The 20,062-nt window shown below is 61.2% G+C and carries 24 protein-coding genes; 13 read left to right on the forward strand and 11 right to left on the reverse strand.

The window, feature by feature from the left end:
• The 3 genes from ACGVJ8_RS05215 to ACGVJ8_RS05225 all read right to left on the reverse strand — a co-directional run.
• Positions 1-485, reverse strand: a 485-nt coding sequence (locus ACGVJ8_RS05215; RefSeq protein WP_392346051.1) for a polyphenol oxidase family protein, incomplete at its 3' end; no start/stop codon positions are given.
• An 11-nt stretch (positions 486-496) separates the two neighbouring features.
• Complete coding sequence (locus tag ACGVJ8_RS05220) at positions 497-1,381, reverse strand: Tab2 family RNA-binding protein (protein ID WP_392346053.1); 885 nt, start codon at positions 1,379-1,381, stop codon at positions 497-499.
• Entirely contained in the window at positions 1,378-2,616 is a 1,239-nt protein-coding gene (locus ACGVJ8_RS05225) for a S1 RNA-binding domain-containing protein (RefSeq protein ID WP_392346055.1), read from the reverse strand. The genes ACGVJ8_RS05220 and ACGVJ8_RS05225 overlap by 4 nt, the downstream gene beginning before the upstream one ends.
• Before the next feature lie 73 nt (positions 2,617-2,689).
• Between ACGVJ8_RS05225 and ACGVJ8_RS05230 the strand changes: the two genes are divergently transcribed.
• The 6 genes from ACGVJ8_RS05230 to folE all read left to right on the forward strand — a co-directional run bounded on the left by ACGVJ8_RS05230 (position 2,690) and on the right by folE (position 7,983).
• Positions 2,690-3,532 (forward strand): creatininase family protein, encoded by an 843-nt coding sequence (locus ACGVJ8_RS05230; protein WP_392346057.1) that lies wholly within the window; start codon positions 2,690-2,692, stop codon positions 3,530-3,532.
• A gap of 76 nt (positions 3,533-3,608) precedes the next feature.
• Positions 3,609-4,328: an aldehyde oxygenase (deformylating) gene (locus tag ACGVJ8_RS05235; RefSeq protein ID WP_392346059.1), complete on the forward strand. Its 720-nt coding sequence runs from the start codon at positions 3,609-3,611 to the stop codon at positions 4,326-4,328.
• Positions 4,329-4,442: 114 nt separating this feature from the next.
• The gene (locus ACGVJ8_RS05240; RefSeq protein WP_392346061.1) at positions 4,443-5,483 is read left to right on the forward strand and encodes a long-chain acyl-[acyl-carrier-protein] reductase; all 1,041 of its coding nucleotides are present in this window, start codon (positions 4,443-4,445) and stop codon (positions 5,481-5,483) included.
• Positions 5,484-5,502: 19 nt separating this feature from the next.
• A complete protein-coding gene (locus ACGVJ8_RS05245; protein WP_392346063.1) occupies positions 5,503-6,492 on the forward strand; it encodes an acetyl-CoA carboxylase carboxyltransferase subunit alpha in 990 nt (329 codons plus the stop codon).
• Positions 6,493-6,516: 24 nt separating this feature from the next.
• A complete protein-coding gene (locus tag ACGVJ8_RS05250) occupies positions 6,517-7,224 on the forward strand; it encodes an SDR family oxidoreductase (protein WP_392346065.1) in 708 nt (235 codons plus the stop codon).
• A 9-nt stretch (positions 7,225-7,233) separates the two neighbouring features.
• Positions 7,234-7,983, forward strand: coding sequence for a GTP cyclohydrolase I (gene folE, locus ACGVJ8_RS05255; RefSeq protein ID WP_392346067.1), 750 nt, complete (start codon positions 7,234-7,236; stop codon positions 7,981-7,983).
• A gap of 11 nt (positions 7,984-7,994) precedes the next feature.
• Here folE and ACGVJ8_RS05260 read toward each other — a convergent pair whose 3' ends face one another.
• Positions 7,995-8,666, reverse strand: a complete 672-nt coding sequence (locus ACGVJ8_RS05260) for a phosphoribosylanthranilate isomerase (protein WP_392346069.1) — start codon at positions 8,664-8,666, stop codon at positions 7,995-7,997.
• A 62-nt stretch (positions 8,667-8,728) separates the two neighbouring features.
• On the opposite strand from ACGVJ8_RS05260, the gene ACGVJ8_RS05265 reads away from it, so the two are divergent.
• On the forward strand, positions 8,729-9,979 hold the full coding sequence (locus ACGVJ8_RS05265) for a site-2 protease family protein (protein ID WP_392346071.1): 1,251 nt from the start codon (positions 8,729-8,731) through the stop codon (positions 9,977-9,979).
• Here the strand turns inward: ACGVJ8_RS05265 and ACGVJ8_RS05270 are convergent.
• Positions 9,937-10,653, reverse strand: coding sequence for a lipoate--protein ligase family protein (locus ACGVJ8_RS05270; protein WP_392346073.1), 717 nt, complete (start codon positions 10,651-10,653; stop codon positions 9,937-9,939). The genes ACGVJ8_RS05265 and ACGVJ8_RS05270 overlap by 43 nt on opposite strands.
• A 27-nt stretch (positions 10,654-10,680) precedes the next feature.
• On the opposite strand from ACGVJ8_RS05270, the gene ACGVJ8_RS05275 reads away from it, so the two are divergent.
• Entirely contained in the window at positions 10,681-11,448 is a 768-nt protein-coding gene (locus ACGVJ8_RS05275; protein ID WP_392346075.1) for a sulfite exporter TauE/SafE family protein, read from the forward strand.
• Between the two features lie 4 nt (positions 11,449-11,452).
• Here ACGVJ8_RS05275 and ACGVJ8_RS05280 read toward each other — a convergent pair whose 3' ends face one another.
• Positions 11,453-11,923, reverse strand: coding sequence for a CRR6 family NdhI maturation factor (locus ACGVJ8_RS05280; protein WP_392346077.1), 471 nt, complete (start codon positions 11,921-11,923; stop codon positions 11,453-11,455).
• A gap of 83 nt (positions 11,924-12,006) precedes the next feature.
• Here ACGVJ8_RS05280 and psaM point away from each other — a divergent pair, with 83 nt between their 5' ends.
• From psaM to ACGVJ8_RS05295, 3 genes are all read left to right on the forward strand, one after another.
• The gene (gene psaM / locus ACGVJ8_RS05285) at positions 12,007-12,111 is read left to right on the forward strand and encodes a photosystem I reaction center subunit XII (protein WP_392346079.1); all 105 of its coding nucleotides are present in this window, start codon (positions 12,007-12,009) and stop codon (positions 12,109-12,111) included.
• 139 nt (positions 12,112-12,250) lie between these two features.
• Positions 12,251-12,553 (forward strand): hypothetical protein, encoded by a 303-nt coding sequence (locus tag ACGVJ8_RS05290; RefSeq protein WP_392346081.1) that lies wholly within the window; start codon positions 12,251-12,253, stop codon positions 12,551-12,553.
• A gap of 69 nt (positions 12,554-12,622) precedes the next feature.
• Positions 12,623-13,576 carry a protochlorophyllide reductase gene (locus ACGVJ8_RS05295; RefSeq protein WP_392346083.1) on the forward strand — a complete coding sequence of 318 codons (954 nt, stop codon included), beginning with the start codon at positions 12,623-12,625 and terminating at the stop codon, positions 13,574-13,576.
• A gap of 19 nt (positions 13,577-13,595) precedes the next feature.
• Here ACGVJ8_RS05295 and bchL read toward each other — a convergent pair whose 3' ends face one another.
• The 4 genes from bchL to ACGVJ8_RS05315 form a co-directional block, all read right to left on the reverse strand.
• Entirely contained in the window at positions 13,596-14,486 is an 891-nt protein-coding gene (gene bchL, locus ACGVJ8_RS05300) for a ferredoxin:protochlorophyllide reductase (ATP-dependent) iron-sulfur ATP-binding protein (RefSeq protein WP_392346085.1), read from the reverse strand.
• 150 nt (positions 14,487-14,636) lie between these two features.
• Entirely contained in the window at positions 14,637-16,211 is a 1,575-nt protein-coding gene (locus ACGVJ8_RS05305; RefSeq protein ID WP_392346087.1) for a ferredoxin:protochlorophyllide reductase (ATP-dependent) subunit B, read from the reverse strand.
• A gap of 4 nt (positions 16,212-16,215) precedes the next feature.
• Positions 16,216-17,493, reverse strand: coding sequence for a ferredoxin:protochlorophyllide reductase (ATP-dependent) subunit N (locus ACGVJ8_RS05310; protein ID WP_392346089.1), 1,278 nt, complete (start codon positions 17,491-17,493; stop codon positions 16,216-16,218).
• Positions 17,494-17,606: 113 nt separating this feature from the next.
• The gene (locus ACGVJ8_RS05315; protein WP_392346091.1) at positions 17,607-17,993 is read right to left on the reverse strand and encodes a hypothetical protein; all 387 of its coding nucleotides are present in this window, start codon (positions 17,991-17,993) and stop codon (positions 17,607-17,609) included.
• Positions 17,994-18,112: 119 nt separating this feature from the next.
• Between ACGVJ8_RS05315 and ACGVJ8_RS05320 the strand changes: the two genes are divergently transcribed.
• Positions 18,113-18,898, forward strand: a complete 786-nt coding sequence (locus ACGVJ8_RS05320; protein ID WP_392346093.1) for a BMC domain-containing protein — start codon at positions 18,113-18,115, stop codon at positions 18,896-18,898.
• A 19-nt stretch (positions 18,899-18,917) separates the two neighbouring features.
• Here ACGVJ8_RS05320 and ACGVJ8_RS05325 read toward each other — a convergent pair whose 3' ends face one another.
• Positions 18,918-19,526, reverse strand: a complete 609-nt coding sequence (locus ACGVJ8_RS05325) for a non-canonical purine NTP pyrophosphatase (protein ID WP_392346095.1) — start codon at positions 19,524-19,526, stop codon at positions 18,918-18,920.
• Between the two features lie 330 nt (positions 19,527-19,856).
• Between ACGVJ8_RS05325 and ACGVJ8_RS05330 the strand changes: the two genes are divergently transcribed.
• Positions 19,857-20,062 (forward strand): BMC domain-containing protein (locus ACGVJ8_RS05330; protein WP_392346097.1); only part of this gene is annotated, 206 nt, incomplete at its 3' end.

Raw genomic sequence — 20,062 nt, forward strand, 5'->3', positions numbered from 1 at the left:
GGACCCAGGGCAACGACCAGATCCTCTCGCCGGGCACCTCGCTGCACCAACCGATCCAGGGCCGTGATCAGAATTCCAGCCGCCAACCCACGCCAACCGGCATGACAGGCCGCGGCATGCCCGGTGCCGGGATCCGCGATCAGAACCGGCGTGCAGTCGGCGCCGCACACCCAGAGGCTCTGACCCCCGCGATCACTCACCAGACCATCAGCCTCAGGCCAGGGATCCTGATGGGCGTCGCTGCCGTTCAGCACGATTCCACTGTGGATCTGCTGGGGCCGGTGGACGCTGATGCCGGCGCTGACGTACCCCGCCAGTTCATCAGGATCACGGCCGTGCCAGAGCCGGGTGAAGAAGCCGTGCTCGAAACCCTGCCCATGGAGAAGCTCGCTCTGGAGGTAATAGCCCCCATAACAACCGATCCAGGTCCAGTCCTTCAACGTGTTGAAGCGGCTATCTGGTCGATCAAACGGCCCGTCTTTCATCAGCCCTGCAATCAGGCCATTGGGATGTCCCGCAGCATCCAAAAGCCGCCGAAGGTCTGTTCTTCGGGGCTGGACTGGATAGCGATGAATTGGAGGCCGCGCACCTGCTGCTGCGAGGTCGCCAGGGCTTCGGCGATTTCAGTGGCGACGCCTTGCTCCAGGTCGCTCACCAGCCAGCGGTCGTCCTGACCAGCCTCCAGCACCAGCTGGCGATCTTCAACGATCATCCGCACGGGTTCCAGACCCCCCAACCAGCCCGCCATGGCGAGGGAGCGGCTCTGGCTGAACAGGCGCAGACCCGGCACAGAGGCCTCGGGGTCGATGCCATCGGGCACCGGCAGTAGCCCGCTGAAACTCATCGGCCACTCAGAAGCCTCCAGCAGTAGGCTCACCGACAGGGTGGCCCAGCTCCAGGCGTCTCCCTGAACTTCTTCCGGCAGAGGCACCGGTGGGGTTGGAACGGGTGCTGGTGGCGGTGCCAATGGTCCCGCCATGAAGCCCTCCTCCTCGGGGTACACCTCCCTCTCTCGCTGCTGAAGCCAGTCGAGTAGGGCAAAAGTGCGCCGACTGGGAATCACCTCAAGGTCTTGTTCGGCTGCGGCGCGCTGCACCATGGTGCGCATCGAACTGCGCCAGCAGCGCAAACGCACGGGAGAACCCCAGCCCCCGCTGGCGGATGCCTCCTTGGCTTCTGCCAGGGCTTGGCTCAACCAAAGCGAATTCACCTCACCAGAGGGGCACACCTTGGCGAAGCGAAATGGCTCTGCATCGCCGGTTGCGGCGGGAGTGGAGGTGATCAGCAGTTCCCAACGCTTGCGGCCATCGGCCTCAAGAATTGGTCGGGAGTAGAAATCGAGTTCCCAGTTTTCGGAGGCTGTCAGGGCAGCAGTGCTCATCTGGCGGATTGCTCCTGCTGTTTCAGCATGCTCTGGGCGCGGCTGGCGCGATCGGCGGCTTCAGCCATCACTTTGTCTTTTTCGATCAGCAGCTCTCCGGGGGGCCCTTCGAGAAGGGCTGTGTTGAGACCAATGCGTCCGCGTCCCGGGTCCAGTTCCGTGATCAGGGCCGACACGCGGTCGCCTTGATCGAACACCTCACGAATCGAGCGCAGGCTGCCATTGGTGATGGCTGATTGGTGCAGCAGTCCGCTGATGCCACCGAGGTCGATGAACAGGCCGTAGGGCTTCACCGCAGCAACCTGGCCCTCCACCAATTGGCCCACTTCCAAGTCCTGGAAGCGTTCGGCGACGGCGGCTCGTTTTTCGGACAGCACCAACTTGCGCGTCTCCGAATTCACCTCGATGAAGGCCACGCCCAGGGTTTTGCCCACGAGTTCCTGGTGGTTTTCACCGTTTTGGAGTTGAGAGCGGGGAATGAAGCCGCGCAGCCCTTCGAGATCGCAGGTGACACCGCCGCGGTTGAAGCCATTGACGATGACTTGAACCACTTTTCCCTGTTTCTCCAGCTCCTTCACCCGGTCCCAGCTCTTGCGCAGCTCCAGGGCGCGACAACTGACCGTGACCATCCCATCAGCGTTCTGCTCACGGGTCACCAGAACTTCGACCTCCAGGCCCTTCGGGAAACGCTCTCGGAAGTTGGTCACAACGCCCAGGCCTGCTTCGCTCTTGGGCATGTAGCCAGGGGCTTTACCGCCGATATCCACATACACGCCATCACTTTCGATGCCGATCACCGTGCCTTTGATCACCTCACCGGTGGTGCCAACCGGTGCGTTTTCGTCCAAGGCGGCGAGGAAGGCTTCCTCATCGAAATCGAAGTCGTCCACGCTGCGCGGTTGATTGCGCTGCTCCTTCCTGGGCTTTTGACCCGGCGCTCCCATCAGGTCGGCCATGGTCATGCCTTCCATGCCGAACAGAGCATCGTCATCCGTTCCTGGAGACGAGGTGGGTCCCTGCTGGACCGGTCGCGGAGGGGTGGCGAGCCCCGCCCGTTCCTCAAGGATGCGTGCCTTTTCCGCCGCAGCCTCTGCTGCTGCCCGTGCTTCAGCCGCTTCACGAGCCAGCTTTTCCTGCTCCTCGCGGCGGTTGATCTGCATCACCTGCAGCGGTTTCGTCGCTGCCGGCTTGGGTGCCTTGGGGCGGTTGGGCTGCGGGCTGCCGGCTGCGGGCATGGACCTTGAGCTTGTCGATCGATCATTTTGACAGGCTGGGCTGAGATCGGCACCCCCATGCCTGTGCAACTCCATGGACCAGCACCGCAAGCGATTTGATCAGCTGACGTGGCCAGAGGCCAGCCGTGCTGCCAGCCAACCTGGTGCCACGGTGATCTGGCCGTTTGGAGCCTGTGAGCAACACGGCCCCCAACTGCCGCTTTCGACGGACGCCGTTTTTGCTGAAGGCATCCTCGATTCAGTGTTGGGCGGGCTCGAGCCAGCTCTGCCGATTTGGCGACTGCCTTGTCAGGCCATCGGTTTTTCGCCTGAGCATCAGAACTTCCCCGGAACCCTCAGCCTTTCGGCTCCTCTGCTTCTGGATCTGATCGATCAGGTGGGCACGCAGCTGGCGGCGATGGGGGTGCAGCGCCTTGTTCTGTTCAACGCCCATGGCGGCCAGATCGGTTTGCTGCAGGTGGCAGCCAGACAGCTGCGCGCTCGCTGCCCATCGTTGGCCGTTCTGCCCTGCTTCCTCTGGAGTGGCGTGGAGGGGTTGGCTGATCTGTTGCTCGAGCAGGAATTGGCCCATGGTCTTCATGCCGGCCAAGCCGAAACCAGCTTGATGCTCCAGATGGCCCCAGAGCTGGTTGGATCTGCCCGCCCGGTGGATGGACGTCCAGTACCGGGCTCCGCCCAGGAGCCGCCGGAGGGGTGGAGCCTTGAAGGGGCTGCCCCCTGCGCTTGGCTCACCGACGATCTCAGTGCTACGGGCGTGATCGGAGATGCGCGCCAGGCATCGGTCGATCTGGGCAATCGCTTGGAAGAAAGGCTGGTAAGTCACTGGCAGGCACGGTTTCAGATCCTTTTGGCCAGTCGATGGCCCCCCACCCAAAGCCTTCTCCTCAAACCCTCACAAAGCTCCCCCAGGTCCTGAACCTTGGACGCATGTGTCCCTAACTCGTGGGGCACTGGTTATTGTCGGTCTCACTGAACGTGGTGGAAAGCGTCCTATGACGACCCTCAATGCACTTGAAGCACCCGTGCTGGAGGTCCAGGACGCACTGCCCGATTTCACAACCGCGGCCTATAAGGACGCCTACAGCCGGATCAACGCCATCGTGATCGAGGGCGAACAGGAAGCGCACGACAACTACCTCTCTTTGGGAACGCTCATCCCTGAGCAGGCCGAGGAGCTCAAGCGTCTGGCACGGATGGAGATGAAGCACATGAAGGGCTTTACCTCCTGCGGTCGGAACCTGGGAGTTGAAGCCGACCTGCCCTTCGCCAAGAAGTTCTTCGAACCGCTCCACGGCAACTTTCAAGCCGCTCTAAAGGAGGGCAAGGTGGTCACCTGCCTGCTGATTCAGGCTCTGTTGATCGAAGCATTCGCTATTTCGGCTTATCACATCTATATCCCCGTTGCTGATCCCTTCGCCCGCAAGATCACTGAGGGTGTGGTGAAGGACGAGTACACCCATCTCAACTACGGCCAGGAATGGTTGAAGGCCAACTTCGAGGCCAGCAAGGACGAGCTGTTCGAGGCCAACAAAGCCAATCTTCCGCTGATCCGCTCGATGTTGGAAGACGTTGCTGCTGATGCTGCCGTCCTTCATATGGAGAAGGAAGACCTGATCGAAGACTTCCTGATCGCTTATCAGGAAGCTCTGGGTGAAATCGGCTTCACCTCCCGCGACATCGCCCGCATGGCGGCAGCAGCGCTTGCCATTTGAGCCGGTTCAGGGGCTGATGCAACGCCGGTTTATCGACAGGCACGTTGCCGTCGATACCGGTTGCCGTGGGAGCATGATTCCTCAAGGTGTTCTTTGAGACGTCAGCTGTAAGACATGTTTGGTCTGATCGGACATTCAACGAGTTTTGAGGCCGCTCGCCGTAAGGCTATGGAACTCGGGTTCGATCACATCGCCGACGGTGATCTCGATGTGTGGTGCAGCGCACCACCCCAGCTCGTTGAGCATGTGGAAGTCACCAGTCCGGTGGGCACGACCATCGAGGGGGCCTACATCGACTCTTGCTTCGTGCCCGAGATGCTGAGCCGCTTCAAAACGGCCCGGCGCAAGGTTCTCAACGCGATGGAACTCGCCCAGAAGAAGGGCATCAACATCACTGCCCTGGGTGGCTTCACCTCGATCATTTTTGAGAATTTCAACCTGCTCCAGCACCAGACGGTGCGGAGCACCACCCTGGATTGGCAGCGGTTCACCACCGGAAACACCCACACGGCCTGGGTGATCTGCCGTCAGGTGGAAAACAACGCTCCCACCCTCGGTATCGACCTCAGCAAAGCCAAGGTGGCCGTCGTTGGAGCGACCGGCGACATTGGCTCCGCCGTCTGTCGTTGGCTGCAGGCGCGCACCGGGGTCAGTGAACTTCTTCTGGTGGCACGTCAGCAGCAGACGCTGCTTGATCTTCAGCAAGAACTGGAAGGTGGACGGATCCTGTCGCTCGATCAGGCTTTGCCCGAGGCTGATGTGGTCGTCTGGGTGGCGAGCATGCCCCGCACCCTTGAGATCGACAACAACAGCTTAAAGAAGCCTTGCTTGATGATTGATGGGGGCTACCCCAAGAATCTCGATTCCAAAGTTGCTGGTGGTGGCATCCACGTTCTCAAGGGTGGAATTGTTGAGTTCTGTCGTGACATCGGCTGGTCGATGATGGCCCTCGCAGAAATGGAGCGGCCGCAGCGCCAGATGTTTGCCTGCTTCGCTGAAGCGATGCTGCTCGAGTTTGAACGCTGCCACACCAACTTCAGCTGGGGGCGCAACAACATCACCCTCGAAAAGATGGATTTCATCGGTGCGGCATCGGTCCGCCATGGGTTCAGCACCCTGAACCTCCATCCCAACCTGCAGGCCACTGCCGCCTGACCTCCGGAGAGCCAGAGCCATGCCCCGTCGTCCCCTGCTTGAGTTCGAAAAACCACTCGTCGAGCTGGAGCAGCAGATTGAGCAAATCCGCCAGCTGGCCCGGGATTCTGAAGTGGATGTCTCGCAGCAGTTGCAGCAGCTGGAGAGCCTCGCTGCCCGTCGTCGTCAGGAGATCTTTCAGGGGCTGACGCCTGCTCAAAAGAGTCAGGTCGCCCGCCACCCGCAGCGTCCAAGCACGCTGGATTTTATCCAGATGTTCTGCGACAACTGGGTCGAATTGCACGGTGATCGCCGCGGTAATGACGATCAGGCCTTGATCGGCGGTGTCGGATGGGTGGGCAATCGCCCAGTGATGTTGATCGGCCATCAGAAAGGCCGCGACACCAAGGAAAATGTCGCCCGCAATTTCGGGATGGCCGCTCCGGGTGGTTACCGCAAAGCCATGCGGTTGATGGACCATGCCGATCGCTTCCGCCTGCCGATTCTCACGTTTATCGACACCCCCGGTGCCTATGCCGGCCTCGAGGCTGAAGAGCAGGGCCAAGGAGAAGCGATCGCCGTCAACCTGCGCGAGATGTTCCGATTGCGCGTTCCGGTGATCGCCACCGTGATCGGTGAAGGCGGATCCGGCGGAGCCTTGGGCATCGGGGTGGCCGATCGCTTGCTGATGTTTGAGCACAGCGTCTACACAGTAGCCAGCCCAGAGGCCTGTGCCTCCATCCTTTGGCGCGATTCGGCCAAGGCGCCTGATGCGGCGGCAGCCTTGCGGATCACCGGTAAGGACCTGCTGGAGCTTGGGGTGGTGGATGAGGTGCTCGAGGAGCCCTCTGGTGGCAACAACTGGGCACCGTTGGAAGCCGGAGAGATCCTCCGGACGGCGATCGAGCGACATCTCGATGAACTGCTGAGCCTTTCAGAACAGCAACTGCGGGAGGCCCGTTACTCCAAATTCAGGGCTATGGGGCGTTTCCTCGAGAAAACGTCACAGGATGTGGAGAAACCGGCTTAAGGTGTTGTGGTTTGCTAACGGTTTTTGCCAACGGCTCTAATCACGGGTGCGAGCCGAGGCATAGGTCGCCGAACTGCTGAGCTTCTGGCTCACCAGGGCTGGGACTTGCTGCTCACCGCTCGTAGCGCTGATCAATTGGACCAGCTGGGTGCTCAGCTCAGCTCCAAAGGTGTCTCTGTGGCGACTGCCGCCATCGACCTAACCCAACCTGACGGCATCGCTGCGGCGATGGCTGGCTTGTTGCAACAGGGTGAGACCCCTTCGGTGTTGATCAACAACGCGGGAGCTGCCTACACCGGCGATCTTCTAGCGATGCCGCTTGATCGTTGGCAATGGCTGCTACAGCTCAATATCACCAGCGTGATGCAGGTTTGTTCCGTTGTCGTTCCCGCCATGCGTGAGAACGGTGGCCTGGTGATCAACATCAGCAGCCATGCCGCTCGCAATGCCTTCCCTCAATGGGGTGCGTATTGCGTCAGTAAAGCTGCCTTGGCAAGCTTCACTCGCTGCCTGGCGGAAGAGGAACGGAGCCATGGTATTCGTGCCTGCACGCTCACTCTTGGGGCCGTGAACACACCACTGTGGGACGCGGAAACCGTACAAAGCGATTTCGATCGTCGTGCCATGCTTTCTGTCGATCAGGCGGCAGAAACACTGGCGAATCTGGCGATGCAACCCAGCAACCAGTTGATCGAAGACCTCACCCTTATGCCGGCCGCCGGCGCCTTCTAAACGAACACCATGACCTCCACAGTCCCTTTCGTTTCCAATGGCGTCGCCAACGGCAACGGCAATAGCAGCTTGAATCCTCAGGTTTCAGCGCGCATTCGCGAACGCTTGAGAGAGGTGGGTGCATCCTTCCTGGCCAACGACAACATTGCTGATCACCTTCAGCCCGGTGAGTTGGATCAGCTTCAGGTTGAAGTTGCAGATAAGGTTCGCGACCTGCTGCGCAGCCTGGTGATCGATATCGATAACGATCACAACACCCATGAGACGGCAGAGCGGGTCGCCAAGATGTACCTGCAGGAAGTGTTCAAGGGGCGCTACCACCAGCAACCCAAGGTGGCCAGCTTCCCCAATGTGAAACAGCTGGATGAGATTTATACCGTTGGACCGATCACGGTGCGCTCCGCCTGCTCTCACCACCTGGTGCCGATCATGGGCAACTGCTGGATCGGGATCAAGCCTGGTGCCCGGGTAATTGGCCTCTCCAAGTTCACCCGCGTGGCCGACTGGGTCTTCTCTCGCCCTCACATCCAGGAGGAAGCTGTGATGATTCTCGCCGACGAAATCGAGAAGCTCTGTGAGCCCCAGGGTCTCGGCATCATCATCAAGGCGCAGCACTACTGCATGAAGTGGCGTGGGGTGAAAGAGCCCCAAACCAGCATGGTGAACTCCGTGGTACGTGGCGATTTCCGCCACGACCCCAGCCTCAAGCAGGAGTTCTTTGAGCTGGTGCGTCAGCAGGAAGCACTGCTCAGCACCTGATCAGCCCTGACTCAACTGCTCTTCACGGCCTCGACAAGGGCTTGAACCTTGTCGAGGTTTTTCCATCCCGGCCGTTCCTCCAGCCGACTGGAGGCATCGAGCCCTTGAGGAGTGACGCGGCTGAGCAGTTCCGGAACCCACTCCGCACTCACTCCCCCCGCCAGCCACCACGGCACCGATAGCTCGGTCTCACCGAGCCAATCAAGAGGGATACGGTTCCCGGTGCCTCCCAGTTGATCGGCGCTCCAGGCATCAAGCAGCAGAGCATTCACATGGGGCGCGTACTGCTCGAGCTGCTTGAGATCTTCGGGTTCACGCACCCGCAACGCTTTCCACCACTGCTGCAGGGGGTAGCGCTGTTTCAAGCTCTGGCAGTCCTCGTTTGACTCGCCGCCGTGCAGCTGCACCACGGAGGGCTGCCCTGCACCGTGTAGCGCCTCCTCGAGGGCGGCATCGTCAGGATTGGCCACAACCCAAACGCGATGTAGCTGGGGGTGCTGCTCTTCCAGCATCTGGAACAAGGCCCTGCGCTGGGCTGATTCAACAAATCGTGGGGTAGCAGGAACGCCGATCACGCCAATCGCCCGCACGCCCATCTGTGCAATGGCGTGGGCCTGCTCGAGGTCGGTGATCCCACAGATCTTGAGGTCTGGAGTGGGGCGGGGATCACGCAAGGGCTGCATCGATTGCTCTCCCTAGGATCGTCGATGACAGTCCGCAATAGCGGCACACGACGGGATTGGCGGTGGGAGAGGGCTGGCAGGTGCTCAAGATTGGCGGAATTCCCCTGCGGCTCCAGCCCAGTTGGTTGTTTGCCGTGGCGATCTTCACCACGTTGTTTCAATCTCGCTATGCGACCACGGCCTCGGTAACGGTCAGTTGGGGCCTGGGGTTGCTGACCACCTTGCTGTTGTTCAGCTCCGTGCTGCTGCATGAGTTGGGCCATGCCCTGATGGCCCTGCGGGAAGGGGTGAAGGTGTTGAGCATCACCCTGTTTCATCTGGGCGGCATCGCTCGGGTGGAAAAGGAATGCCCCACCGCCATCGGCAATCTGCGCATTGCGGCTGCTGGTCCTATCGTCAGCTTGTTGCTGGCCTTTGGGATGCTCATGGGGGCTGCAGCGCTGTCCGACACCCAGCCCTTGGTCACGCGGCTGTTGAGTCAGGTGGGTTTGCTCAACCTGATGCTCGGCTTGTTCAATCTCTTGCCCGGGCTGCCCCTCGATGGCGGGCTGATCCTCAAGTCCTTGGTCTGGCAGGTCAGTGGCAGTCAGCAGAAGGGCATTCAGGTGGCTTCGGCGTCTGGCCGGGCTTTGTCGATGCTGATGATCCTGTTGGGCGGTGTCCTGCTCTGGCAGGGCTGGGGGCTCAACGGAATCCTTCTGATGTTGATCGGCTGGTTCGGGCTGGGTGCCAACCGCAGTCAGGCCAAAATGCTGCAGTTGCAGACCGTGCTGCGGGACTTGAAGGTGGAGGCTGCGGCGGGCAAACGCTTCCGCGTGCTGGAGGCGGATCAGACCTTGCGGCGCCTCAGCCAGCTGCGGCTGACCGCCAGCGAGGAGGAGGGGCCTGCCGATTGGGTGCTCGTCTGCAAGAGCGGCCGTTGGGTGGGTTGGATCGACGATCAGCCCCTGAAACTTTTGCCCGTGCAGCAATGGGATCAACAGCGTCTCGAGGATCATCTGCGGCCCCTCTCTGAGCTGCCTTCCATCAACAGTTCGGCCTTACTGGTGGATGCGGTGCCGGCCCTGGAGGGGGCCTCCAAGGGACGCCTGTTAGTGATGAGTGCTGCAGGGCTCCCCAACGGCACCCTTGATCGGATGGATGTGGGAGATGCGGTACTCAAGCGTCTCGGGGTGACCCTGCCCCCCGCGATCCTTGATGAGGCGCGCAAGCGGAATGGCTATCCCCTGGGTTTGGCGATGCTTCCTCAGATGGTGCAGACAATGCAGGATCAAAGCTCCGACCAGGACGCTAGCTCTCCTTCCAAGTCCTGAGCTTCATCGGCCTTCAGGGGCTGCATCTGCCACGGGCAATGGTTCCAGGATTGGATCAGGCTCTGGCGCAGCTGCTGATCCAGCTCCAGTCGGTTGATCTGGGCTGGTGCCGCCGCCGGTGCCGATTCTTCAAACACCTCTTCCCAGAGCTCGGCAGGGGGATCCAGCAGGATTTCACCGTGCTGAAGCAGGCGACCGTTCTGCCAGCGCTGGGCACTACCGACCCGTTTGACGCCGGACGGATCCACCAGGTCGGCCACCGTTGCAGTGGCGAAACAGTTGTTGGCCTCGGCACCAGCAGGGTCGGAACCGAAGTGCAGTGGTAGCCCGAGATCCTGGAAGCCATCGATTAACCACTGACAGGCCTGGTGGTAGGCCTCCTGGCGTCGCCGGAGTGCATCCGGCCAGATTAAGGCGTAGGTGAGCCCGCCGGCATGGAGTACGGCCCGGCCTCCGCTGGGGCGTCGCACCAGGCTGATGCGGCCGCGGCGGGCCAGATCATTCCAGTGCTCAGGCCATTGGCGTTGATGGCGTCCCAGCGAGAGCCAGGGCCCATCCCAGCGATAAAAACGCAGAGCTGGAGCGTTGCTTCGCCTCAGAAGCCAGGCATCCAACGCCATCTGGGTGTGTCCATCTGCTTGCTGGGTGGGAAGCAGACGCCCGGTTGCGGGCATGCTGGAGGAAAGAATCGATCGCACGCCATGGTGCCCTGGTGGGATGTGCCGATCCTGATCGCCCTGGGCCTGCTGGCGGGGGGGTTGGCCGGGCTGTTGGGGATTGGCGGTGGCTTGATCTTTGCCCCGCTCCTGCTCTGGCTTGATCTCCCGCCCCATCAGGCTCTGGCCACCAGCAGTTTCGCCATTGTGCCCACAGCTTTGGCAGGCACCATCACCCACCTGCGCCAAGGGCGGTTGCCGAGCCGGCCGGGACTTGCCATCGGCTTGGCCGCCTTTGGCTCGGCACTGCTGTTCGGTGGCTTGGCCGGTTTGGCCGCGGGCTGGATTCTGCTAGCGATGCAGACGCTGATGTACATCGTGTTGGCGTTCTGCGTTCGCGAACGGCCCGAGGCGGATGCTAACGAAGACGTCGATGACAGCAGCGCACCGCAGTTGGCTGGTGTGGGCTCCATCGCCGGCTGGACCGCTGGGATGTTGGGCCTAGGTGGGGGACTGGTGATGGTGCCCCTGATGAGCGGTCCGATGTCTGTGCCGATTCATCAGGCCGTGCGGCTCAGCACGGTGGCGGTGCTTTGCTCAGCCAGCGCAGCATCCCTACACTTCCTGCATGAAGGACGAGGGGTTCCTCTGATGGGCTTGCTGCTGGGGGCGGTGGCAGCGATCGCCGCCCAGTGGACGGCCAGCCGTCTTGATCAGTTCGATGCGGCTCTGCTGGTGCGTTGTCTGCGGGGGCTCGCCATCATCTTGGCGATCGACAGCTCCAGGCGGGCCCTGCAGCTCTGGCTGAGCTAGTGGATCAGTTCAGCAGGCTCCAAAAACCGGCATCGAGCTCATACCCCAGGGCTGCGGCCATCTGGGAGAGGTTGCCCCGCATCAGGCGTCCGAGCTCCCGTTGGCAGAGATCGTCGAGCAGCATCAGCCGATGCGTCACCCAGAGCTCCAAGGCTTCCGGGTCAAAACGCAGGCCTTCGCTGCGGCTGAAACTGTGGGGCACGACCAGGGCCACATGCCGAACCAGACTGCCCTGGTCGCGTTCAAGCAACAGGGGCAGCCAGGGGAAGCGCGCATCGGCCCGCAGGGCCCAGAGGCGAGGTTCGGGGCATTCCGGCAGTTCCCGCGGGTCGTCTTGCGCCCGGGGCCAGTCAAAGCGCAGCTCGAGCACCGGCCCCAGGCTGAGCAGTGCATCCAGCGGCTGATCGCTCCAGATCTGTAGCGGCCGCAGATCCAACGCGCGGATGGCAGGGGCATCGATCAGAACCGGATCCATGGGCTGGTGTGACAGGCCTTTGCGAATGATGGCCTGCAGGCCTTCCCTCGGAGAAGAATGGGACTGTTTGATGCATAGCTCCCATGGAAACCGTTTTGTCTGCACCTGAGGTGTTCACTGCCCTCGTGGTGGCTGCCCATGCTGCTGTTCTGGCCCTGCGTCTCTCCATCAGCCTCTACGAAGCCTGATCTGAGCGGGCGCCCAGATCAACGGGCGTAGAGCTTGTCTTGGCCCTGCGAACGGATTGCGTTACAAGCGGATGTTCGTTCTGATGCTGTGCCCGCCAGTCAGGTTCAAAGATCAGCTCCCCGCTAGGATGCGGCCAGCATGGCCGCAGCTATTCAGCGGCAAACCGACCAACAGGAACTGCAGTGCAGCCTTCTCGCTTTGGCGGCCAAGGCAGGTCTTGTCCTGTTGGGCTGCGTGAGCTTGATTCGTCTGTCGGTGGCCTATCAGGAACGCATGGATCGCCACAGTGAAATTGCGGCGGTCGTGTCAATTGAGTCAGCCAAATTAGAAACGCAGCAGCAGCGGTTCGACCGTCTGTTCAGCATCGGTGGAGAGAAGCGCCTGATCAGCGAGCAAGATCAGTGGATCGCTCCTAATCGTTTGCGTGTGGTCTGGCGCTGAGATTCGTGACCAGCCGCGTTGGGATTGGGTGCTGACCGGCAGACTGGCAGACTTCCTGGCCCCGTCTTAATGTCCACGCCCGGCACCGTTCTGATCACCGGCACCACCTCCGGTGTGGGTCTCAATGCCACCTGTGCCTTGGTAAAGCGGGGCTGGACGGTGATCACGGCGAACCGCAGCCCGCAGCGTGCCGCGGCGGCGGCGGATGAACTCGATCTCCCCAAAAACCGGCTCAAGCACGTGTTGATGGATCTGGGTGATCTCGACAGTGTGCGCCGGGCGGTGGATGCCTTGCCCGAGCGATTGGATGCCGTGGTCTGCAATGCAGCCGTGTACAAGCCGAAACTGAAGCAACCGGAGCGTTCGCCCCAGGGCTACGAGATCTCAATGGCCACCAACCACTTCGGCCATTTCCTGCTGGTGCAGCTGCTCTTGGGTCGGCTCCAGAACTCCAGCCATCCCTCCAAACGTGTGGTCATCCTGGGCACCGTGACGGCGAATTCCGAGGAACTGGGGGGCAAGATTCCGATCCCTGCGCCGGCAGATCTGGGGAACCTTTCAGGTTTTGAGGCCGGATTCAAAGACCCCGTCGCCATGGCCAGTGGCAAGCCGTTCAAGCCCGGCAAGGCGTACAAAGACAGCAAACTCTGCAACATGATCACCACCCAGGAGCTGCATCGCCGTCTGCACGGGGACACCGGAATCACCTTTACTTCGCTCTACCCGGGCTGTGTGGCGGATACCCCGTTGTTCCGCAACACCCCCAAGGCCTTCCAAACGATCTTCCCCTGGTTCCAGAAAAACATCACCGGCGGCTATGTCTCCCAAGCCTTGGCGGGAGAACGGGTGGCTGATGTGGTGGCCAATCCCGACTTCGCCGAATCCGGGGTGCACTGGAGTTGGGGCAACCGCCAGAAAAAGGATGGTCAGCAGTTTAGCCAGGAACTGTCCGACAAGGCCACAGATCCAGAAACAGCCCGCCGCGTGTGGGAGCTGTCCATGGCCTTGGTGGGCTTGGGCTAATGCCGTTTAAAACCAGCGCTTAGTCGAATCCCAGCAGGTCGAAGATTTCGCGGTCCTTGAGGGATGTGGCCTCGAGGGGCTCCACCTTGTCGAGCATGTTCTGGGCCAGCCGCAGGTACTCGTTGCGCACCGCTTGCACGGCATCGTCGTCGTCATCCATCTCAAAGATGGTGCATTTCTTCAGCCGGGAACGCCGGATCGCATCCACATCCCTGAAGTGGGCCATGGTGCGCAGGCCGGTGCGTTCGTTGAACTTGTCGATCTGATCGGTGTCCGCCGAGCGGTTCGCGACGACGCCGCCAAGCCGCACCTTGTAGTTCTTGGCTTTGGCTTGAATCGCTTGAACGATGCGATTCATCGCAAAGATCGAATCGAAATCGTTGGCCGTCACGATCAGGCAATAGTTGGCGTGCTGCAGCGGGGCGGCGAAACCACCGCACACCACATCGCCGAGCACGTCGAAGATCACCACATCGGTGTCTTCCAGGAGATGGTGCTCCTTGAGCAGCTTCACGGTCTGCCCGGTGACGTAACCGCCGCAGCCGGTGCCCGCCGGTGGGCCACCGCTCTCAACGCACTGCACCCCGTTGAAGCCGGTGAAGACGAAATCCTCAGGCCGCAGCTCTTCGCTGTGGAAGTCCACCTCCTCGAGGATGTCGATCACCGTCGGCACCATCTTGTGGGTGAGGGTAAAGGTGCTGTCGTGCTTGGGATCGCAGCCAATCTGAAGCACCCGTTTTCCAAGTTTTGAGAAGGCGGCTGAGAGGTTCGAGGAGGTGGTCGATTTGCCGATCCCGCCTTTGCCATAAACCGCGATCACCAGGGTCTTGTCCTGGATGTTCAGTGCCGGGTCCTGATGAACCTGCACGCTGCCTTCGCCATCCGTCGGTCGCGTCAGAGTCGTGGTCATTCGGCGACCTGTGCAAGAGAAGTCAGTTTCATTCAACAGCAGCAGATGTTCAGTGGTTGGTTTTCATCAAGAAATGAAAGATCTACTTCTTGTTTGAGTTGCAAAAGCAGAATTTCTTTCAATTAAATAAAAAGAAATGAGTGCAAATGCTCATGCCTTGAAGTGGGCTTTTGCGTCATATAGCGTTTCGCTGCTGATCTCCCGGCAGCCCACATCGCGAGCGTAAGCCTCAGTGTTGCGTCGCACCTTGCCCCGCACGAAGAAGGGGATCTTCTTCAGCTCGGCTTCCCCATCGGCTGTCCAATGCAGAGCAGCATCTCCCTCTCCTGGGATGTCGCTGAAGCCGGAACTGTCGGCGGCGCCGGCACCACCGGCATGGCCCAGATGGCTCTGGTGGCCATCCACGAATTCGAAGTCGTGGCGGAACATGCCGATCAGGTGTTCCTCCAGCCCCATCATCAGCGGGTGCACCCAGTCGTCGAAGATCACGTTTGCCCCTTCCCAGCCCATCTGGGGGCTCATCCGGGCGGGCACGTCCTGCACATGCATCGGTGTGCTGATCACCGCGCAGGGAATCCCCAGCCGCTTGGCGCTATGGCGCTCCATCTGGGTTCCCAGCACCAGTTCCGGTGCTGCTTCGGCCATGGCCGCTTCCACCGCCAGGTAGTCGTCACTGATCAGGGCCTCCAGCCCTAAGGCTTTGGCGGCAGCCCGCACGGGCCGGGCCATCTCCCGGCTGTAGGTGCCCAGCCCCACCACCGTGAAACCCAGTTCCTCACTGCAGATCCGGGCCGCGGCGAGGGCGTGACTGCCGTCGCCAAAGATGAATACCCGCTTGCCCGTGAGGTAGGTGGAGTCCACGGATTCCGAATACCAGGGCAGGCGCGACCGCCGGTAGCCCTCATTGGGGGCTGGGGGCTCCATCCCCAGCATCTCGTGCACTTCGACGAGGAAATTATGGGTAGCGCCCACTCCAATCGGCACCGTTCGACTGAAGGGCATGCCGAAGTTGCGCTCCAACCAGCTGCAGCAGGATTCAGCCACCTCTGGATAGAGGCAGACGTTGAGATCGGCATCGGGGATGCGCTTCAGATCTTCCACTCCTGCACCCAGGGGCGCCACCACGCCCACATCAATGCCGTGCAGGGTGAGCAGCTTCTGTACCTCCAGTACGTCGTCGCGGCAGCGGAAGCCCAGCAGCGATGGTCCCAACAGGTTCACCCGTGGCCGGCGCCCCTTTTGTTGCCATGCCTTGGGGTCGTGCTGGTTGTTGGTCGGCGCCTGCTCCTTGAGCAGGTTGCGCACCAATTGATAGAAGGTTTCTGCGGCCCCCCAGTTCTCCTTTTTGCTGTAGGCCGGCAGCTCCAGACTCACCACCGGCATGGTGAGTTCCATGCCCTGGGCCAGGGCACCGGGCTGATCCTGAATTAACTCCGCGGTGCAGCTCTCCCCCACCAACAGTGCATCGGGTTGGAAGCGATCCACCGCTTCGCGTACATGCCGTTTCACCAGTTCGGCGGTGTCCCCCCCGAGATCTCGGGCCTGAAAGGTGGTGTAAGTGACCGGTGGACGCTGTCCGCGCCGCTCAATCATCGTGAATAGCAGATCGGCATAGGTATCTCCCTGGGGGGCATGGAGCACGTAATGAACGCCGCGCATGGAGGCGGCGATGCGCATGGCCCCCACATGGGGAGGCCCTTCGTAAGTCCAGAGCGTGAGTTGCATGGGATCAGGCGTGCACGGTTTGGTCGGGGCTGCTTGAGTGCAGGCCGGGTCGAATCAGTTGGCGGCGACGCAACGGCCGGGAGAACAGTTCTGCCAGGTCGCCGGCCTGGTCGATGCCGTGAATCGGGCTGAACACCAGTTCGATCGACCATTTGGTGGAGATGCCCTCGGCCTCCAGCGGATTGGCCAGGCCCATCCCGCACACCACAAGATCGGGCTGGCTGGCGCGAACCCGGTCCAGTTGCTGCTCCACGTGTTGCCCCTCCATCACCGGGACGTCGTCGGGGAGCAAGGCCAGTTCGGCCGCCATCTGTTCACGGTTCAGATAAGGCGTGCCTACCTCTACCAGTTCCATGCCGCATTCCCGTTGCAGGAAACGGGCCAGGGGCAGTTCCAACTGGGATTCGGGAAGTAGGAAGATCCGCTTGCCCTCCAGTACGGCGCGATGGCGGGCCAGGGCGCTCTGGGCACGCTCCATCAACGGATCGAGCACCGCAGCGACTCGTTTATCAGGGAGATGGAAAGCGGCAACAGCAGCCTCCATCCAACGGCGACTCCCTTCCGCCCCCAGAGGGAAGGGGGCCGTGAGCACCGTGGCACCGCGATCACTCAGCAGGCGAGCGGTTTCTGTGAGAAAGGGTTGGGTCAGCAGCACTGTCGTTCCTGCACCCACCCCCGGCAGACCGGTCGATTGCCTGGGCGGCAGGCTGTGAATTGCCTCTATGCCCATTCGCTGGAACAGGTGCATCTGCCTGTCTTCAACGGCATCGGCGAGGGTTCCCACCAGCAGCAACTGCCGTTCATCACTGGCGGGCATGAGGGGAACGAGAGCCGCGAGTGCCCCGTCCTCTCCCTGAGTGAACGTGGTTTCAATGCCGCTGCCGGAGTAGTTCACCACCCGCACCTGGCCGGAAAGCTCCTCGTTGAGCCGTTCGGCGGCACGGGCCAAATCCAGTTTGATCACTTCGCTGGGGCAGGACCCCACCAGGAACAGCGTGCGGATTTCGGGGCGGCGCTGCAGCAGTTCCTTGCAGATCCTGTCGAGTTCGTCGTGGGCATCCGCGAGTCCAGCCAGATCCCGTTCGCTGAGAATGGCTGTGCCGAAACGGGGTTCGGCAAAAATCATCACCCCAGCGGCGCTCTGGATCAGATGGGCGCAGGTGCGTGATCCCACCACAAGAAAAAAGGCATCGGGCATGCGCCGATGCAGCCACACAATCGAGGTGAGACCGCAGAACACCTCGCGCGGCCCCGATTCCTTCAGCAGCGTTGGCCCAGCCATCGGCCGCTCCCTTAATGATCAACCTCTCCAAGCTGCGAATAAATTCGCTGAGGAGTGGAAAGTTCGCTCAAACTCTTTGGGATCGCTCAAGCCAGGCAGACCTTGGCTTGAGCTCAAAGGCGGCGACGGAATCCGTCGTAGCGATCCGAACGATCGCTGTCCTCGGCTTTGCTTAAGCGCCAGACGTTGCGGCTGACCCGACGGGCAACGAGGCCGCCGCGTTCCACTCGTTCTGTTCCAGGACGGGCTCCCAGCAGGATGCTCACTTCCGTGGTGGTCAGAGGGGCACCGGTGTCGATGGCCAAAGCCGTCAGCTCAAGCCGTTGGCGCAGCTGACGCAGACGCTCACTGTCTACATTTCCTGATGCCTCCAGCCAGGGCAGAAGATCCACCTGGCCATCCTGCGCAAGCCGTTGCATCAGGCCGAAGCTCACCATCCCAATCCCAAGGGCTTGATCAGCGTTGAGATCCACTGGCTTCAAAGAAGACTGCTCAGTCATTGCAAGATCTCTAGAAGGGATTCTCCGGACGGTATCGGCTGTTTTTCAAGGCGCAAGACCGCAGGCTCTAACTCTTTATTGGCCCGTTTCAACTCTATTCGTCTGGTACAATCCCCGCCATGACCCGTTTTGCCAGCTTCGATGCTCGAGAGCGGCGACGCGGCGGTAGTGCTCTCGTCACCGGCACTGAGGTGATCTCCCAACAGGGGGGAGCGAGCTGTGTTGTGACAACGGATTCGGAGTCGCCCCGGCTGTTACGGCAGAACAGCCATGTGCAGTCGATTGAACTGCGCACCCACGTGTTCATCGACTCGCTGCAACCGCAACTAGCGGCCTACATGGGTTCGGTGAGTCAGGGGTTTCTGCCCATCCCCGGAGATGCCTGCCTCTGGATGGAGGTGTCACCGGGGATGGCGGTCCACCGGGTGACGGACATCGCACTGAAGGCCAGCAACGTTCGTCTCGGTCAGATGGTTGTGGAGCGGGCGTTCGGTTCGATGGCCCTCTATCATCGCGATCAGAGTACGGTGCTCCATTCCGGAGATGTGGTGCTGGAAGCGATCGGGAGCACCATCGATCAGCGTTCTCCAGCCGATGTGAGCTGGACGGAAGTGATCAGGGCGATCACGCCCGATCATGCCGTGCTGATCAACCGGCAGAACCGACGCGGCTCAATGATCGAAGCCGGGATGAGCATGTTCATCCTGGAGACGGAACCGGCCGGATACGTGTTGATTGCTGCCAACGAAGCCGAAAAGGCCTCCAATATCACCTTGGTGGATGTGAAAGCGGTGGGTGCCTTCGGGCGTCTCACCCTGGCGGGACGGGAAGGTGACGTGGAGGAAGCGGCCGCTGCGGCGATGCGCGCCATCGACCACATCAACAGCAACGCACGGTTACGCTGAGCGCTCAGACCAGCTCGGATCAGCCCAGGTTCAGCAGGTCACGCAACTGTGGTGACAGAGCCCGTGCCGCTTTTCCGCGACTGCCCAGGCGGCTGAGTTGAGCCGCATTCAGCTCGCCGTAAGTGCAACGGGCTTCCCGAACCCATAGCAGCGATTCGAATCCGCCGCCGGGGTAGGCCGGGGCACTCAGGAGTTCCCCCCAGCAAATGCCCTCCGCCGCGGCACGACAGGCGCCGGAGGGATCACACAACACCATCGTGCTGCGGAAACAGGCACTCCGATAGGGCGATCCAACCAGCTCCTTCAGGATCCGCTGCACCTTGGCGTCGTTTCCCTCGGCGTAGCGGGCCGAATACAGACCAGGCGCACCCTGAAGAGCATCCACCTCAAGCCCTGAATCGTCAGCCAAGGCCCAGCCGCCGGTGCGCAGGGCTGCAGCGCTGGCTTTCAGCTCAGCGTTCTCGCGGTAGGTGCTTCCCGTCTCTTCAACATCCAGATCGGCAGGTTGACGCTGCACATCGAGCGGAAGCAGTCCCAGCATGGCCTCGATTTCAGCAACCTTGATCGGGTTGCCCGTGGCAATGGTGAGCTGAAGCGCCAAGGATGGCCAACCAAAGAGGGCCTCCATTGTGCGGGCTGGTTAGGGGTAGGAGCTAACAATCTCTGAATTCGACCCAGCGGCATCCATTTTGGGTTGAACATTCCACCCCGCAGCAAGGCTTTGGGAGGATGACGCAGTGTGAACTTATGGAGTTTCACCACCGCCGACAACGACTTGTGGGGATGTGATCACATGAACCACCACAGCAGACCGGAACAGTGAGGCACAGGGTGATAAGCCCGGCTTATTTGGTTCACTATGGACAGTGATCGAGAAAGTCGTCCAAATCGCTTGACGGGAAGGGTTCTGGCGAAGCAATGTCCTCAGCGAACATTCCACACCTTCTCCCGGTAGGCAATGGCTAACGAAACCATGGGCATCGCCCTCGGCATGATCGAGACCCGCGGTCTGGTCCCCGCCATCGAGGCAGCTGATGCCATGACCAAGGCTGCCGAAGTGCGCCTGATCGGTCGCGAGTTCGTCGGCGGCGGCTACGTCACCGTTCTGGTTCGTGGCGAAACTGGCGCTGTCAACGCTGCTGTGCGCGCTGGCGCTGACGCTTG

The sequence above is a fragment of the Parasynechococcus sp. genome (assembly GCF_042954245.1).
GTDB lineage: Bacteria > Cyanobacteriota > Cyanobacteriia > PCC-6307 > Cyanobiaceae > Parasynechococcus.